This window comes from Corynebacterium sp. HMSC075F02, from assembly GCF_001838335.1.
Taxonomy (GTDB): domain Bacteria; phylum Actinomycetota; class Actinomycetes; order Mycobacteriales; family Mycobacteriaceae; genus Corynebacterium; species Corynebacterium jeikeium_D.
Map to the genome: position 1 here is coordinate 54,401 of NZ_KV836324.1, position 14,469 is coordinate 68,869.

General features: G+C 57.4%; 17 protein-coding genes. 10 read left to right on the top strand and 7 right to left on the bottom strand.

Annotated features, from left to right (window positions below; genetic code table 11):
• Positions 1 to 99 precede the first annotated feature (99 nt).
• The 5 genes from HMPREF2920_RS09560 to arsC all read right to left on the bottom strand — a co-directional run bounded on the left by HMPREF2920_RS09560 (position 100) and on the right by arsC (position 4,457).
• A complete protein-coding gene (locus HMPREF2920_RS09560; RefSeq protein WP_016422346.1) occupies positions 100 to 960 on the bottom strand; it encodes an ABC transporter ATP-binding protein in 861 nt (286 codons plus the stop codon).
• On the bottom strand, positions 957 to 1,946 hold the full coding sequence (locus HMPREF2920_RS09565; RefSeq protein WP_231367182.1) for a FecCD family ABC transporter permease: 990 nt from the start codon (positions 1,944 to 1,946) through the stop codon (positions 957 to 959). The genes HMPREF2920_RS09560 and HMPREF2920_RS09565 overlap by 4 nt, the downstream gene beginning before the upstream one ends.
• Positions 1,947 to 2,196: 250 nt before the next feature.
• On the bottom strand, positions 2,197 to 2,364 hold the full coding sequence (locus HMPREF2920_RS09570; protein ID WP_016422348.1) for an antitoxin: 168 nt from the start codon (positions 2,362 to 2,364) through the stop codon (positions 2,197 to 2,199).
• A 153-nt stretch (positions 2,365 to 2,517) separates the two neighbouring features.
• On the bottom strand, positions 2,518 to 3,915 hold the full coding sequence (locus tag HMPREF2920_RS09575) for an MFS transporter (RefSeq protein WP_070601649.1): 1,398 nt from the start codon (positions 3,913 to 3,915) through the stop codon (positions 2,518 to 2,520).
• Between the two features lie 197 nt (positions 3,916 to 4,112).
• Positions 4,113 to 4,457: an arsenate reductase (glutaredoxin) gene (arsC, locus tag HMPREF2920_RS09580; RefSeq protein ID WP_070601651.1), complete on the bottom strand. Its 345-nt coding sequence runs from the start codon at positions 4,455 to 4,457 to the stop codon at positions 4,113 to 4,115.
• Positions 4,458 to 4,732: 275 nt separating this feature from the next.
• Between arsC and HMPREF2920_RS09585 the strand changes: the two genes are divergently transcribed.
• The 7 genes from HMPREF2920_RS09585 to HMPREF2920_RS09615 all read left to right on the top strand — a co-directional run bounded on the left by HMPREF2920_RS09585 (position 4,733) and on the right by HMPREF2920_RS09615 (position 9,810).
• Complete coding sequence (locus HMPREF2920_RS09585) at positions 4,733 to 5,863, top strand: metal ABC transporter substrate-binding protein (RefSeq protein ID WP_016422351.1); 1,131 nt, start codon at positions 4,733 to 4,735, stop codon at positions 5,861 to 5,863.
• 23 nt (positions 5,864 to 5,886) lie between these two features.
• Positions 5,887 to 6,555 (top strand): metal ABC transporter ATP-binding protein, encoded by a 669-nt coding sequence (locus tag HMPREF2920_RS09590; RefSeq protein ID WP_042388536.1) that lies wholly within the window; start codon positions 5,887 to 5,889, stop codon positions 6,553 to 6,555.
• The gene (locus HMPREF2920_RS09595; protein WP_016422353.1) at positions 6,545 to 7,375 is read left to right on the top strand and encodes a metal ABC transporter permease; all 831 of its coding nucleotides are present in this window, start codon (positions 6,545 to 6,547) and stop codon (positions 7,373 to 7,375) included. Before HMPREF2920_RS09590 ends, HMPREF2920_RS09595 begins: the two co-directional genes overlap by 11 nt.
• Complete coding sequence (locus HMPREF2920_RS09600; protein WP_016422354.1) at positions 7,368 to 8,186, top strand: metal ABC transporter permease; 819 nt, start codon at positions 7,368 to 7,370, stop codon at positions 8,184 to 8,186. The genes HMPREF2920_RS09595 and HMPREF2920_RS09600 overlap by 8 nt, the downstream gene beginning before the upstream one ends.
• A 3-nt stretch (positions 8,187 to 8,189) precedes the next feature.
• Positions 8,190 to 8,882, top strand: coding sequence for a metal-dependent transcriptional regulator (locus HMPREF2920_RS09605; protein ID WP_049172669.1), 693 nt, complete (start codon positions 8,190 to 8,192; stop codon positions 8,880 to 8,882).
• A 77-nt stretch (positions 8,883 to 8,959) separates the two neighbouring features.
• Positions 8,960 to 9,292 (top strand): hypothetical protein, encoded by a 333-nt coding sequence (locus tag HMPREF2920_RS09610; protein ID WP_049193624.1) that lies wholly within the window; start codon positions 8,960 to 8,962, stop codon positions 9,290 to 9,292.
• Positions 9,289 to 9,810, top strand: a complete 522-nt coding sequence (locus HMPREF2920_RS09615; protein ID WP_070601653.1) for a phage holin family protein — start codon at positions 9,289 to 9,291, stop codon at positions 9,808 to 9,810. The genes HMPREF2920_RS09610 and HMPREF2920_RS09615 overlap by 4 nt, the downstream gene beginning before the upstream one ends.
• A gap of 13 nt (positions 9,811 to 9,823) precedes the next feature.
• Here HMPREF2920_RS09615 and HMPREF2920_RS09620 read toward each other — a convergent pair whose 3' ends face one another.
• The gene (locus tag HMPREF2920_RS09620; RefSeq protein ID WP_224784254.1) at positions 9,824 to 10,789 is read right to left on the bottom strand and encodes an NADP-dependent oxidoreductase; all 966 of its coding nucleotides are present in this window, start codon (positions 10,787 to 10,789) and stop codon (positions 9,824 to 9,826) included.
• Between the two features lie 30 nt (positions 10,790 to 10,819).
• Positions 10,820 to 11,506, bottom strand: coding sequence for a GntR family transcriptional regulator (locus HMPREF2920_RS09625; RefSeq protein WP_049189356.1), 687 nt, complete (start codon positions 11,504 to 11,506; stop codon positions 10,820 to 10,822).
• A 148-nt stretch (positions 11,507 to 11,654) separates the two neighbouring features.
• Between HMPREF2920_RS09625 and HMPREF2920_RS09630 the strand changes: the two genes are divergently transcribed.
• The 3 genes from HMPREF2920_RS09630 (at position 11,655) to HMPREF2920_RS09640 (ending at position 14,458) form a co-directional block, all read left to right on the top strand.
• Complete coding sequence (locus HMPREF2920_RS09630; RefSeq protein ID WP_049193630.1) at positions 11,655 to 12,866, top strand: NRAMP family divalent metal transporter; 1,212 nt, start codon at positions 11,655 to 11,657, stop codon at positions 12,864 to 12,866.
• Between the two features lie 93 nt (positions 12,867 to 12,959).
• Entirely contained in the window at positions 12,960 to 13,733 is a 774-nt protein-coding gene (locus tag HMPREF2920_RS09635; RefSeq protein ID WP_049193632.1) for a LamB/YcsF family protein, read from the top strand.
• Positions 13,734 to 13,804: 71 nt separating this feature from the next.
• The gene (locus HMPREF2920_RS09640; protein WP_049172678.1) at positions 13,805 to 14,458 is read left to right on the top strand and encodes a 5-oxoprolinase subunit B family protein; all 654 of its coding nucleotides are present in this window, start codon (positions 13,805 to 13,807) and stop codon (positions 14,456 to 14,458) included.
• The last annotated feature ends 11 nt before the right edge of the window (positions 14,459 to 14,469 follow it).

Consider the following 14,469-nt stretch of genomic DNA (forward strand, 5'->3'; position numbering starts at 1 on the left):
TTGATTGTTGGGGAATTTTCGGTTGCGTTGGTGCTAGCTGGAAGCAGACAGTCTGAATCAGACAGTCTGAATCAGATAGTCTGAAACAGCCAGCCGCAATCAGTCAGCCGGGCGAGCCCGAGCCAACGCCGTCACTCGCACCGAACCGGTATGTGGATCGGTATCGACAGCGCTGGAGATGCGATAAATCGCATCTATTCGGGGAGGCGTCAGCACTTCTTCGGCGGAACCAGTGACTTCCAATCCGCCGTTGTGAATCACACTGAGCCGGTGGCAGCTGCGGGCCGCGAGGTTGAGGTCATGAAGGACGACTCCGATACCGTGGCCCTCGTCGGCAAGCTCGCCGAGGAGCTCGAGGATTTCCAGCTGAAACCCGATGTCCAAGGCCGCAGTGGGTTCGTCGAAAAGCATGACCTTGGCCTGTTGTGCCAATAGCTTTGCGATGAACACCAATTGCCGCTGCCCGCCGGACAGAGCCGTGATGGGACGGTCGGCGAGTGCGGTGACACCAACGCGGTCGAGGGCATAGGCGACGATGTCGTGGTCCGTGGAGTTCAGTGAACTGCGGAAACGGTCACGCCGACGGTGGTGCGCGTACCTGCCGAGTGCCACGACAGTTCGAACGTCAATAGCGGCATCGGCCGGTGTGTGCTGCGGCAGGTACGCCAACCGGGTGGCGCGTTCGTGGGCACGAAGCTTCGTCAGCGGCGCACCGAGGAGCTCAACCTGCCCCGAACTCGGTGTCACAATGCCCGCCATAGCACGGAGCAAGGAGGATTTTCCGGTGCCATTGGAACCGATGATGCCGTGGACCTCGCCAGGTCGAATAGCGAGGTTCACGCCACTTACGACGGTCCGATTGCGGTAACCGACACTGAGGTCGGTAGCCCGCAGCAGCGCGGTGCTATCGGCGTCTGGCTTAGTGACGTGGTCGCTGAGGTTTTGTGTCTGCTGACTCATGACTGGCGGCCACCTTGCCGAAGAATCAACGCGAGTAGCGCCGGTGCGCCAAGGAACGCGGTGACTGTGCCAGTTTGCAGAGCAACTGGGGAAAAGAGACTGCGGGCGACGAGGTCGGCGAGAATGAGAAACACTGCGCCGAGGCACATAGAAATGGGCAGCAGGCTGCGGTGATCGGGGCCGATGGCAAGGCGAATCAGGTGCGGGACGACCAATCCGACAAAGGAAATAACGCCAGTGACAGCGACGCCCGCTGCCGTGACTAACGCAGCCAGGGCGAGCAGCAGTTGCCGGATCCACACTGTGCGCATACCAGTGGCAGCGGCCTGTTCTTCGCCGAGGAGGAACAGGTTGAGTTCGGGAATGAGCATCATCAAGATAACCGTGCCGACGGTAATGGGGCCGACTGCCAGTGCAATGTCCTGCCAATTCGAAGCAGTTAAATCGCCGTTGAGCCAGAACATGGCCTGTTGAGCGTCATCGCTGTGTGGCGCGTTCGCGATGGTGGCGGAGATGACTGCGCCGAGGAACGCGTTGAGTGCAATACCGACGAGCAACAGGGTTGCTCCACTGCCGCCATTGAGACCGGCGACGATTTGGACAAATATGACAGCCAGCAACGCGCCTATGAATGCGCCAGCCGAAAGAACCCACGGTGCTTTCGCGGCCACGCCAGTGACGATGAGAATGACGGCTACCACTGCTGCACCGGAGGAGACACCGGTAACACCGGGTTCGGCCAGCGGATTGCGAAAAACTGCCTGCATGGTTGCACCTGCGACAGCGAGCGAGGCACCGACCAGTCCAGCAAGGAGGACACGGGGCAGCCGGATGCTCCAGACAAGTGATTGCGTGGCAGGGGATATCTCTGGCAGAAGGTGGTTGAGAGCCGGGAGGTCGTCGGAAAGCGTCTTGATGAGCGGGGTGAGCAGCGCGACGATGCCGTTGCTGAAACCTGTTCCCGCGGGGCCTATGGAGATCGCCAAGAGGATTGTGGCGGGGACGGCCAGGAAAAGTAGAAAGCCGAAGAGCCGGGCTCGAAGTTTTTGTTTTCGAGTGCGCGGAAGAGAAGCTCTATCGACAATAGTTTTCACTTGGTTAATGATGGACAATTTGAAAATAATTGTCAATAAAGGCGTGTCGGTGGGGCTGTGGGGTCCCCTAAGAACAGCAAAACCCCGCACCAGCTCCCTTGTGAAAACAGGGTGCTAATGCGGGGTGAAGAAGCTCTGTAGCTTACTTCTTGTCGCCCAGGCGCTCGTCTGCCATGTCGCGAACCTTCTTGATCTGGTCGGCCTTGTCCTCGCCGAGCTTGTCCTTGCCCAGCTGCTCAGCCTTGTCCAGAACCTTGTCGGTGTTCTCTTCGTTGCTCAGTGCTTCCTTGGCCTTGTCCATAAGTCCCATGGTGAAGACTCCTTCCATTTTTAATGTCTATTCGCGTTTTTTCGTTTGCGGCATAGAGTGTACCGATGAATTGGCGACGTTGCGACCGTTTTGGACTCACGGAGCGAATCCGGGATTCGACTGGCAACACCGTGACTGACGGCTATTGAGTGGCTATTGAGCTGTCTTGGTGCGGGCTTCATCTGCCTTGTGCATGACTTCGCGCTCGTACTTGCCGACGAAGATCATGAGGACAAACGCAATAGCGACAACTCCAATGAGGGTTGCGAATGTGACATTCCAGCCTGCGAAGTCGATCAAGAGACCGACACCAGTGGAGGCGAGTGTTGCGCCGAGAAGGTATCCAAACAATCCAGTGAAACCAGCTGCGGTTCCCGCAACATACTTAGGCGAGAGGTCGATGGCCTGCAGTCCGATGAGCATGATTGGACCGTAAATGAGTGCGCCGATCAGAGAGATGAGCACGTAGAACATCCACAATGGTGCCGTAGCGGGTAGCTGCCAGTACGCGAAAATGGTGATGCCGGTGCCGACCAGGAAGAGCATGCCGGCGCCTGAGCGCCAACCCTTGAAGACCTTGTCGGAGACCCATCCGCACAGCAAGGTGCCCACAATTGCTGCGCCCTCGTAGAGCATGAATCCGATGATTCCGCCCGTGACGTTGGTCTTGTGCAATTCGTTTGTCAAGTAAATCGGAATCCAGTTAAGAACTCCGTAACGGAGTGCGTAGACGAACACATTGGCCAGCGCCAGCATGACGATAACCGGATTGGTAAGAACATGGTTCTTGACGATTGTGAACCAGGGTTCTTGTGCCTCGTCATTAGTTCCTTCGACCTTGTCCGGGTCGTTCCGGTATTCCTCTACCGGAGGCAGACCCATGGATTGCGGGTTATCTCGAATCAGCAGGAATGCGATGGCGGCAATCACGAGCGCGACAATTGCCGGTAGCCAGAATGCGGGAGTCCAGTCGGCGTCGGAAGTGGCGAACGAATGCAAGCCCCAGGCTGCCAGAGCACCGCCGACGGCGGCGCCGACATTGTGGGCAGTGTTCCAGATCGACATCAAAGTGCCACGCTCGGATGTCGAGAACCAGTGGACGACAACTCGTCCAGAGGGCGGCCAGCCCATGCCTTGGAACCAACCATTGATGAACATGACTGTCGCGAATATTGCAACAGAGGCGCTGATGGCTGGGACGAACGCAACAAAGAGGTTTACGACCGCGGACAGTGCTAGGCCAAGCGGGAGGAAGTACCTGGCATTGGCTCTGTCGGAGAGCATGGCCATGAAGAATTTGGATAGGCCGTAGGAGAACAGAACTGCATTGGCTACGATGCCGATTCCGGCTGCGCCAAGTAGGTCGTGCTTTTCCAGTACGGCGGACACCAGGGGGATGTTATTTCTGATGAGGTAGAAGCCCGCGTAGCCGATGAAGATGCCCATGAACACGTTGAATCGCCAGGTTCGGTAGGTCGGGGCAATTTTTTCCTCGGGGAGGGGAGCTGCTGGGCCGGGTGCGCTGAGCCAGCCGAGCCTCTGACTGCTCATAATGACAGTCCTTTCGCTGAAGGCCGCCGTTGCCTCTAATGCGACCTGTGCGGGTGGTTAGGGCAGCAGGCGGGGAGCTTTATCGTTTCAGCGTTGAGTTTACAGAGACTTCAGTCTCTATTAACGGGGCATTAACCTCCCGGCCTTGGAGGTCTTTGAGAGGGGTTGGCGTAAAAGCAATTAATGCTTGCCACTGCCTAGAGAATGTCATTAATGGCCTCGGTGGGGCGAGCCATCCTTACCCCCTTATTGGTGACGACAAACGGGCGCTCAATCAGGCGTGGGTGTGTGACCATTGCGTCCAGCAGTTCCTCGTCGCTGGAGTCCTTGGAGAGTTCCAGTTCCTTGAACTCTGCTTCCTTGGTGCGCACGGCATCGATGACGTTCAGGCCTGCCGCCTCGATTAGCGAGCGCAGCTCGGCCTTGGTTGGAGGAGTGTCTAGGTACTTGATGATTTCCGGCTCGATGCCGGCTTCGCGTAATACGGCGAGAGCCTGGCGGGACTTTGAGCAGCGGGGGTTGTGATAAATCTTCGCTTCCATGTCTCCATCATGGCTGATGTTGTGGCGTGAAGGTTGGCGCTGTGGCGTGACGGCCTGTGGATAGGGGTTGTTCAATGTTTATCCTTAAAAAATGTCATACCGAAAACACTTAAGTTCAATAGGTTGAAAATCGCTGTCGTTAGGTTTACTCTCACACGTGATAGATGAACGGCGAAGTGCGCCCCAACCGCCCCTAAGGTGACCCGATTTACTGAAGCGGCCGGTCAGCGTAGCCGTCGTAAAGCAATAACAAATAATCAAGAGCGGACACCAACATGACAATTTCCGGAAAACTTTCGCGATCAGCTAAGTCCATGTGTGCGGGCCTTTCGATCTTGCTAGCGGGCGCCGGCCTTGCAGCGTGTGGCGATGGCAGTGAGGGAGCCAGCGGCGAGAACCCAATCAACGTCGTGGCTTCCACGACGCAGATTTGTGATTACGTGAAGCAACTGGACATCGATGCAGTTGATTTGACCTGCCTGTTGGCGCCGAATGCAACAGCACATGAGCTGGAAATGACCCACGAGCAGCTGACCAAGACTGGTAACGCCGATCTCTTGTTCGTCAACGGCGTTGACCTGGAGCACTTCCTGGATCAGGCGATTGAGTCCTCGGGCTTTTCCGGAACGATGGCAGTAACCAGTGGCGTTCTCACTGCAGGTGACGTAGATGCCATGAAGGCAGCCAAGGACACGGACAAAACAAAGCCACTGCCACCAGAGAAGGCGAAGAATGGTAACTACACCATCGACCGAGGGGTGGAAAAGATTGATGTCGCCCCATGGCCATTCCCGCCGGAAGAACCCGGTGAGGAGGCGGAATTCCGCTTCGATCCGCATGTATGGACCTCACCGAAGAACGCCAAGATCCAGGTTGCCAATATCGGCTATGCCCTGGAACAGGTCGCTGAGGAACGTGGCGACAATGAGCTGAAGTCCACCATCGCCGACCACGTTGCGGCCTACCAGGAGAAGCTGAATCAGCTGGATGAGTGGGCAAATAAGTCCATCGCCACCGTGTCGGACCCTGTGCTGTTTACCAGCCACGATGCCTTTGGATACTTCTCCCACGAGTTCAATATCAACTTCATCGGCGCAGCGCTGTCTGATTTCAACGAGCAGCAGGATGCCACGGCCGCGCATATCGCCGAGGCGGCAAAGACCGTGAAGGACTCGGGTGCAACCGCGCTGTTTGCGGAGAACTCGAACAACTCGAAATCAATTGAGGCGATCGCCAAGGCCGCAGGTGTCAAGGCCATCGTTGGTGAGGACGCACTCTACGGCGACTCCCTTGGTCCGGCTGGCAGTGCCGGCGAGACCTACATCGGTTCCATCATCCACAACGTCACTCAGGTTGTGACGGCATGGGACGGAACTGTCGCGCCGCTGCCAGAGGGCATCAAGTGAGTCGTAACCGCTTAGCTAACCCCATGTCTGCTGACCCCATAGTCACGCTCCGCGATGCCTCATTCGGCTACACGGCGGTACCCATCGTCAATCACATCACCGCCAATGTCGCGCCGGGTACCGGGCTTGCACTCATCGGCGCCAATGGCTCTGGAAAAACGACTGTGCTGCGCGGAATCCTAGGTGGGACTCGTCTTCTCGCTGGTGAGATGCACAACAACGCGAAGATTGTGTCCTACGTCCCGCAGTCGGCAGACCTCGATCGCACTTTTCCGGTCACGGCGTTCGATGTCGTCGCCATGGGGGTGCTGCACGAACTGCGCCCCTTCCAACCGCTTGGACACCGCAAAGAACGCATCCACGCAGCGCTAGCCAAAGTCGGGCTTGCCGACCGCACCAGTGAACGTTTCGGCAACCTCTCCGGTGGTCAGCAGCAACGCGTTCTGTTGGCGCGTGCCATCGTCGCACGTCCGCAACTCGTGCTTCTCGACGAGCCGTTCAACGGCCTCGACACTGAAAATCGGGCGATGCTGCTGAATCTCCTCAACGAACTGAAGGAAAATGGCACGGCAATTATCGCGGCCACCCATGATCTTGTTCTTGCTGAGGAGACCTGCGAAAACACATTAATTGTGGCGGAGCAGCCGGCTTTTGGTGCGACCTCGAAGTTGGTGCCAGCCTATGTGGACTGAGCTTGCGAATGAGCTTGGGGTAGCGCCTTTCATGTTCAGGCCACTAGTGCTGCTGATTGCCCTCGGGGCGGTCTCTGGCCTGGTCGGTGTCATCGTGAACCTGCGTGGCCTCGAGTTCAATGCCGAGGCCATGGTGCATTCGATTTTTCCCGGAATTGTGGCCGGTGCCGTATTCGGCGGCATCGACATGATTATCCCGGTGGCTGCAGCATTTGCGGTGGTAGTGGCAGTAGCACTGACCTTGGTATCGCGCTCGCACATGTCGGAAGCCGGAGTGGCAGTTGTACTGACCAGCTTCTTTTCCATCGGTGTGATTCTCTCGCTGAAGAAAGGTGACCAGTCAGGACAGCTGGAAGCGCTCATGTTCGGGCGACTGCTGGAAGTCACTGACTCCCGTCTCACCAGCGCCCTGATTGTCTGTGCCATCGCCTTGGTTCTTATCGCAGTGACCTGGCGCCGGCAGGTGTTTGTTGCCTTTGATCGCTTCGGTGCCAAAGCCGCAGGCGTCAATGTGTGGGGCATCGACCTCACCATTAACGCGGCGATTGCTGCGGTCGTGGTGTCGTCGGCAAGCGCTGTGGGCGTGCTTCTGGTAGTCGGATATCTGGTCGTGCCGGGAGCGGCGGCGAGACTGCTGACTCGCCGAGTTCATGTGATGGTGCCGATTGCGATTGCAGTGGGCTGCCTCAGCGGAATCGTTGGTTTGGCACTGGTGCCTTTGGGGCCGGTGTCGCCTCAGGCAGTCGTCGCGCTGACCTCGGTGGGACTGTATTTCATGGCACTGGGGCTGCGCGTCGTGCTGGGAGGAGACCGTGTCTAGCATCCTGATTTTGCCCATTATCGAACTGATACTGGTAGGAGCCCTGGCTGGAGTAGTTGGGGTGCTCGCGGTGCTGGGAAAACAAGTGTTCTTCGCAGAAGCGATTACACATGCGACTTTTCCCGGCGCGGTTGTGGGCGTTGTTATTGCGGCAGCGCTCGGCCTGAGCCACTCGTGGATTTCGGTGTTCCTCTTTATCGGAGCATTTCTGATGTGTATTCCGATTGGGGCACTGTTCGGTCTGTCAAAGGTGGGAACGACGTCCTCGGCGGCAGGAATTGTGCTGACATTTGGGTTCGCACTGGGCTACTTCCTGAACAAGTGGTTCGCCCCGTTGCCGGTGAAGGTAGAAAGCTTCCTGGTCGGCAGCGTACTTAACGTGAACAAGATTGATATTGTGCTGTCCGGTGGCCTCTTGCTGCTGGTGGCGTTGGTGCTGGTGGCTCGGTGGCGCCAGCTGATTTACTTCACATTCGATCCGGAGTCTTTCGGGGTCGCGCATTCGAGGAGAAGAGCACAGTTGGTCATCAGCGGGCTGATTGTGTTGACTCTGGTGGCGCTGATTCCGGCTGTCGGCACGATTTTATCCATCGCGCTGTTGGCTGCCCCGGCAGCTGCGCTGGTTGGGGTAGTGAACGATACCCGTTTGCTATTCGTGTTAGCACCATTGATGGGTATCGCGATTGGCCTGGTGGGGCTATTCATTGCGGTGGCGGCGAACTTGTCAGTTGGTGGCTGTATTGGCGTGTGCGCCGGTTGTTTCTATGTCCCCCTCAAGATTGCGGCAACACGCAATAACGCTAGAGTTTAAAGAATGCACGTGGAGGATTTACCAGCAAAGACCCAGGACTACCTCAAGGTCATTTGGGATTTGCACGAGCGCACCGGTGAAAAAGTGGCACTAGGCGACGTCGCTGAGCGGATGGGTGAAAAGAAGCCCACCGCCAGCGAAGCTGTGAAGAAGCTAGCTGCACGTGGACTTGTCAACCACGAGCCGTACCGGGGCATTAGCCTGTCGGACCGTGGGCGGGATATTGCGCTGATCATGGTGCGTCGCCACCGGCTTATTGAAAGCTTCTTGGTCTCGACTCTGGGATACACCTGGGATGAGGTTCACGAGGAAGCTGAAAAGCTTGAGCATGCGGTCTCGGATGATTTCATTAGTCGCATTGATGCAATGCTGGGATTCCCTGAGCGCGATCCGCATGGCGATCCAATTCCCAGCGCCAGCGGTACCATCGCCAGCGCAGTGCGCACTGACCTGACGGATATCGAAGCTGGCGCGATGGTGGTAGTCGATCGTATTAACGACTCCGATCCTGAATTGCTGCGCTATTTGGCTACATCAGGGGTAGGCCCGGGGACCGTGCTCCGAGCCGAAGCCGCACCATATGCAGGTATGCATGTCTTCGCCATCATCGATGAGGTGGGCGATAACGAGCCAAAGAAAATTCATGTGGCAGACTCGGCACTATGGGCAATCAAGGCGACTCCAACAACCAACTGACGAGAGCCGCAGCGCGCTCTTACTATAAGGTGTCGCGGAATCTCACTGGGCCGACGAAAGTGCCACCCGCACCGTCAGTGTCGTTCGACAGCGTGAAGAGTGCTCGTCGGCAGGCATATGCCAGTGTCGAGAGTGTTGATGTGCCGTTGAATGCCATCGCTATCTCACGCGCCGAGCAGCAGGAACACATGGTTGACCTCGAACGTCGATTGAATGCCTCGACCAAAGACATGCGTGCCCTGGTTGACTACGAAGAGCAGCGCATTGCGGTTACTAGCACTGTCAAAGAGGCAATCGTCTATACGCTGCTGGCAATACTCCTTCTGGCAGCAGCCATTGGACTTGGCTACGCCAGCCACCTGGGGGCCGATGCGATTTTGAATGCTGCGGCGGAGGTGACGCCGCGATGAGTAAACGCTCAGGCTCCGACAACGGGTGCGCGACGGTCATTGTCGTATTTTTCTTCTTCGGCCTGATTGTTCAGCTCTTCGGTGTCACGCTGTGGATTCTGCAATATGCATTGCCAGTTGCGGGCTTGGTGCTTGCGATTCTCATTGCATACCAGGCGTGGGTCGGTGTGCGCCGCAGCGCTGAGGCGCACGAGCTCGCCGAGCGTAATCGCGCTGAGCTGCAACAGATTGCCATGGACACCGAGTACCAGCTCACCGCAATCCTCTCTGCCTGGGACAACGTGAACACCACAATGGGTGTCGGCACCATCTACAAAGATGTATTTGCCTCCGGTGAGGCTACGCCGGAGCTCATCGAGCTACGCGGTGAGCTCTCTCGTGCTCGGAAGCTAAACAACCGACTGCGCGAGCAGCGTGAAACTATGACCAACCGGGAGCTGGTGGAAGCCATCTCTGATGCCGACGCGCTGTGGTGCTCGCTGACGAAGACGTATCAGAACGCTCGTCGCGAGCTGTAGTAACGCACCTGGTTTACTCGACGGTCATCACAATCTTGCCGTCAGCGTGCCCGTCTTCCAATACTCGGTGGACCTCCGCGACCTCGGTGAGATTCTTAGTCAGTCCGATAGGAAGTGAAATCTCACCGGCAACCACGCGGTCGGCCAGGTCGGCGTAAATAGTCGTGTCATTCGAAATAGCCGGAATGTGCGCCTCAATGCCACGTTCCTTCGCCGGTGCCAGATCGGCCAGTGAAGGTAGCGCCACGATCCGACCATCCGATGGCAACACATCCAGCGAGGGCAGGAAGGTGTCGAAGTACACGCCATCGAGCACAACATCTACGCCCTCGGGGAACCGTCGACGCACAACCTCGAATACATCTTCCGCTGTGTAATCAAGATGCTGCGCGCCAAAGCCCACTAGTTTTTCATGATGGCGTGACGACGCACTGGCCAACACAGTTGCGCCACGGGCAACTGCCAGCTGCGTCATCAGCTGGCCAACGCCGCCGCCGGCACCATGAATGAGTACGGTGTCACCGCTTTTTACCTTCGCTAGCTGATCGACAGCCACGGTCGCCGTGATTCCCACTAGGGCAAGGCCCGCAGCGGTTACGTCGTCAAGCGAATCGGGTGTTCGAACCACACCGTCGGCGGGGAAGACGTTGTGCGTTGCGTAGGTGCCGCGGAAGTCATCGAAGCCGCGCATGCCGAAGACTCGGTCGCCGGGGTGGAAGTTGTCCACACCTTCGCCGACGGCAACGACTTCGCCAGCGGCTTCGCGTCCGAGGACGGCGGGAGGGGTGAACTTTGCGCACAGACCGGAAGAGCCATCGCGCATCTTGTAATCCAGCGGATTCGCGCCGATGGCTGTGGTTTTGACCAGGATTTCGCCGGGACCGGGCTGAGCATGATCGATAAGTGTCCTGGTGAAAATGTCAGCGGGGCCGAACTCCGGAATGGTCATTGCGTATGCGTTGCCTGAATTTGCTGCCATGTCCATCACTTTAGTCCTAGCAGCTAATTATCAACGGTCGGCAAGCGGGAGGGCAGCGGTGACGGCACTGAACGACTCATTGAGGTAGGCGCTGAGGAGGTCGGCGGCGTGGTTTGGGGTGTCCTCGATGAGAACTTTGGCGATACTGATGTGGCGATCGGCGTATCGGGCATGGAGTTCGATGCTTTGGGGGTAGGAGAGGAAGCAAAGACGGAGTTGGGCCTGAATTGATTCGGCGGTGGCTAACAGGTCGGGGGACCCGGAAGCTCTGACGATGGCGAGGTGAAAGGCATTATTCCGTTCGGGAAGGTTCAATGATGACTGTGAACCACAAATAGAAAGAATCTCTTCGCCGAGGAGCTTTGCCTGGCTCTTGCTTAGCGATCGCAGTGTTCCGCATTCGACGACATGGCGAAAGGCATACAGTTCGCGGATGCGTTGTTTGTCGAAGGAAGCGATAAACACGCCGTGATGAGGGATGTGAGTAAGTAGCCCCTCAGATTCCAGCTTGCGGTAGACCTGTCGGATGGTGTTGCGACTGACCTGCAGTCGCGCAGCAAGTTGGGTTTCACGGAGCTGCTCGCCACTGTAGTGCTTTCCGGCGAGAATCTCTCGGCGCAGGACAGTTGCGGTGACATCCGCTACTGAAACGTCTTGTTGTTTTTCCCCAGAGGACGTGTGGGGCTGATCGTCGAGGATGCTTCCGGGGGTAGTCATGTAATACAGACTACTAAAGCACTTTTGTGTGGCGGCCATCACCAATTAACATACGAGACATTGTTCAACAATCTCTGTGCAGGCGATCTTCAACGTGGGAATCCTTCAACGTGGGAATCGTCAGACTTGTAGGGAAAGGCCTTACGCTATGGACGCTTCAACATCTGCCCATAAGGCGCGGCGAACGGCACTCCTCGGCGCCGTATTCCTGATGGCGACCAGTGCTATCGGGCCGGGCTTCCTCACCCAGACCGCAACCTTTACGGCCAAGCTTGGCGCGGCTTTCGCCTTTGCCATTGTGATCTCGGTGCTTCTTGATATCGCGATTCAGCTCAACGTGTGGCGAGTGATTGCTGTCTCTGGACGCCGCGCGCAGGAGCTCGGCAACGCCGTGCTTCCGGGGCTGGGCTGGTTAATGTCAATTCTCATTGTCATCGGTGGTGTGGTCTTCAATATTGGCAACGTCGGCGGTGCTGGACTTGGTGCGAACGCGATGTTGGGCGTGGACGCAAAGATTGGCGGCATTGTTACTGCAATCCTCGCCATTGGCTTCTTCCTCTCCCGTCGGGCGGGTATGGCGCTGGACAAGGCACTCGTTGTGCTCGGTGTCGTGATGATTCTGGTCACTGGAATTGTGGCGTTCAGTTCTAACCCGCCAGTAGGGGAAGCACTGAAGAACACGGTCATGCCCGACACGATTGACTTGTTGGCAATCATCACGCTCGTCGGTGGCACTGTTGGCGGGTACATTACTTACGCTGGCGCTCACCGCATGCTTGATGCTGGCGCCGGCGGTGTAGAGAACCTCGCACAGACCACTCGCTCATCTGTTACGAGCATCATCGTCACAGCCATCATGCGTTTCCTCCTTTTCCTAGCTGTCTTGGGAGTGGTTGCGGGTGGCGTGGTCCTCAATACGGATGGAAACCCCGCTGCAGAGGCATTCCAAGCTGCGGCAGGAGATTGGGGTATGCGCTTCTTTGGCGTTGTCCTGTGGGCTGCGGGAATCTCGTCGATTGTGGGTGCCAGCTACACCTCAGCAACATTTCTGACTCGTTCCTCGGGTGCTGGAGCCAAGACTCAAAACACGATCACCATTGTCCTAATTGCAATCTCCACGCTGCTCTTCGGTGTCATCGGTACGGCTCCAGCGACGCTGTTGGTTTTCGCCGGAGCCTTCAATGGTTTGGTTCTTCCAATTGGCGTTACTGTGCTGATTTACATCGCGCTGTTCCGTGCGGATCTCATGAATGGTTACAAGTACCCGAAGTGGTTGGCGGCTATCGGAATCTTGGGTGTCGCAGTCGCCTGGTTCTTGGCGTGGCGCTCATTCGGCGGTGTGTTTGAAATGCTCGGCTAATCCCCCCCCCGGTTTCTCGCACAGCTCAGATGAGAACCAACATAACAACGGTACAAAGACCAGCATTATTACTTGGAAGGAGCGGTGACGTTTATGGGCGCCACTATCGATCTCAACTCTGACCTTGGGGAAGCGTTCGGCTCGTGGAAGATGGGTGATGATATCGCTCTGCTGAACATTGCGACCAGTGCCAATATTGCCTGCGGGTATCACGCGGGTGACGCTAGCGTCATGATGGAGACCTGTGAGGCAGCTGCCGTGCGCGGAATTCGCATCGGCGCGCACGTCGCCTACCGCGATCTCGCCGGATTCGGACGACGACGCATGGATTACTCACATCGAGAATTGCGAGCCGAAACCGTCTACCAGATTGGTGCACTTTCGGCATGTGCACGGGCGGTGGGTACCGAAGTTTCCTACGTCAAGCCCCACGGTGCCCTCTACAACCGCATCGCAGTGGATGAAAATCAGGCCGCTGCAGTGGTGGAGGCGCTCCTGCTCGCTCGCTCCACCTGCGGAGATGAGCTTGCCATTATGGCGCAGCCGGGGTCGGTCATCGAACGGCTCAGCCTCGACGCGGACCTCCCTGTGATTAGGGAAGCTTTTGCAGATCGCGCTTACAACTCCGATGGAACTCTGGTGTCCCGAGTACTCGAGGGGTCGGTCATTGTAGAACCCGATGCCGTCGTCAAACGCGTCATTGCAATGGCTAGCGGGGAACCAATCGTCGCCTACGACGGTTCACCGTTGACCGTGCAGGCTGACTCTATTTGTTTGCACGGAGACACCCCTGGTGCGGTCGAACTCTCCCGTATGATTCGCCAAGGGCTCGTCGACGCCGGAGTCACCGTCGCTGCCCACGTATAGCGCGGACTCGCACACCGGTCTTATCAACCGCAGTTTTTCAACCCCGCAAGAAAGAAAGGATCAGCACCGCCATGGCCGAGATTCGCCCTATGGGAACAAATGCGCTGCTTATCGACTATTCATCATCGGCCAATCCGTTGGCGAAGGTACTTCGTGCACACTCTGCTGCGGCTGAGATTGAGGGACTCGTTGACAGGGTACCTGCAGCCCAAACGCTCCTTCTTCGCTTTCGCGGACCGGCTCGTCGTTACCTCGGCGCAGTAGAAACCGCGCTGCGGGGCAACAATGCGCAGAGGCAGACCGTCGACAAGCGAAAAACAATGACGATTCCCGTTCACTATGACGGCGCGGACCTTGAGTCCTTGGCACAAAGCCTTGGGATGAGCCCTCAAGCGTTAATCGATTGGCACTGCGAACGCCCTTGGACGGCCGCGTTCGGTGGATTCGCGCCGGGCTTTTATTACATGGTGCGCGGGAGCGGTCAGGGGTGGCCAGAGCCGCTTGATATTCCCCGCCTTACGACGCCGCGCACTCGAGTTCCCAAGGGCTCCGTCGGACTTGCGGGCCAATTCGCAGGTGTATATCCCATCGATTCGCCCGGTGGCTGGCAGCTCTTGGGACATACAGATGTGGAGATGTGGGACTTGAATCGGCCTAATCCGGCGCTGCTTGAGCCCGGGGTTGAGGTGCAATTTGAAGCGACTTCTACGGTGAGTGCGGCGTAGAAAAAGGGGGC

Coding starts and splice junctions, on each gene's coding strand:
- HMPREF2920_RS09640 (WP_049172678.1), top strand. CDS start 13,805: ATGGCCGAGATTCGCCCTATGGGAACAAATGCGCTGCTTATCGACTAT.
- HMPREF2920_RS09630 (WP_049193630.1), top strand. CDS start 11,655: ATGGACGCTTCAACATCTGCCCATAAGGCGCGGCGAACGGCACTCCTC.
- HMPREF2920_RS09620 (WP_224784254.1), bottom strand. CDS start 10,789: ATGGCAGCAAATTCAGGCAACGCATACGCAATGACCATTCCGGAGTTC.
- HMPREF2920_RS09590 (WP_042388536.1), top strand. CDS start 5,887: ATGTCTGCTGACCCCATAGTCACGCTCCGCGATGCCTCATTCGGCTAC.
- arsC (WP_070601651.1), bottom strand. CDS start 4,457: ATGGAAGCGAAGATTTATCACAACCCCCGCTGCTCAAAGTCCCGCCAG.
- HMPREF2920_RS09605 (WP_049172669.1), top strand. CDS start 8,190: ATGCACGTGGAGGATTTACCAGCAAAGACCCAGGACTACCTCAAGGTC.
- HMPREF2920_RS09625 (WP_049189356.1), bottom strand. CDS start 11,506: ATGACTACCCCCGGAAGCATCCTCGACGATCAGCCCCACACGTCCTCT.
- HMPREF2920_RS09560 (WP_016422346.1), bottom strand. CDS start 960: ATGAGTCAGCAGACACAAAACCTCAGCGACCACGTCACTAAGCCAGAC.
- HMPREF2920_RS09570 (WP_016422348.1), bottom strand. CDS start 2,364: ATGGGACTTATGGACAAGGCCAAGGAAGCACTGAGCAACGAAGAGAAC.
- HMPREF2920_RS09595 (WP_016422353.1), top strand. CDS start 6,545: ATGTGGACTGAGCTTGCGAATGAGCTTGGGGTAGCGCCTTTCATGTTC.
- HMPREF2920_RS09585 (WP_016422351.1), top strand. CDS start 4,733: ATGACAATTTCCGGAAAACTTTCGCGATCAGCTAAGTCCATGTGTGCG.
- HMPREF2920_RS09615 (WP_070601653.1), top strand. CDS start 9,289: ATGAGTAAACGCTCAGGCTCCGACAACGGGTGCGCGACGGTCATTGTC.
- HMPREF2920_RS09575 (WP_070601649.1), bottom strand. CDS start 3,915: ATGAGCAGTCAGAGGCTCGGCTGGCTCAGCGCACCCGGCCCAGCAGCT.
- HMPREF2920_RS09635 (WP_049193632.1), top strand. CDS start 12,960: ATGGGCGCCACTATCGATCTCAACTCTGACCTTGGGGAAGCGTTCGGC.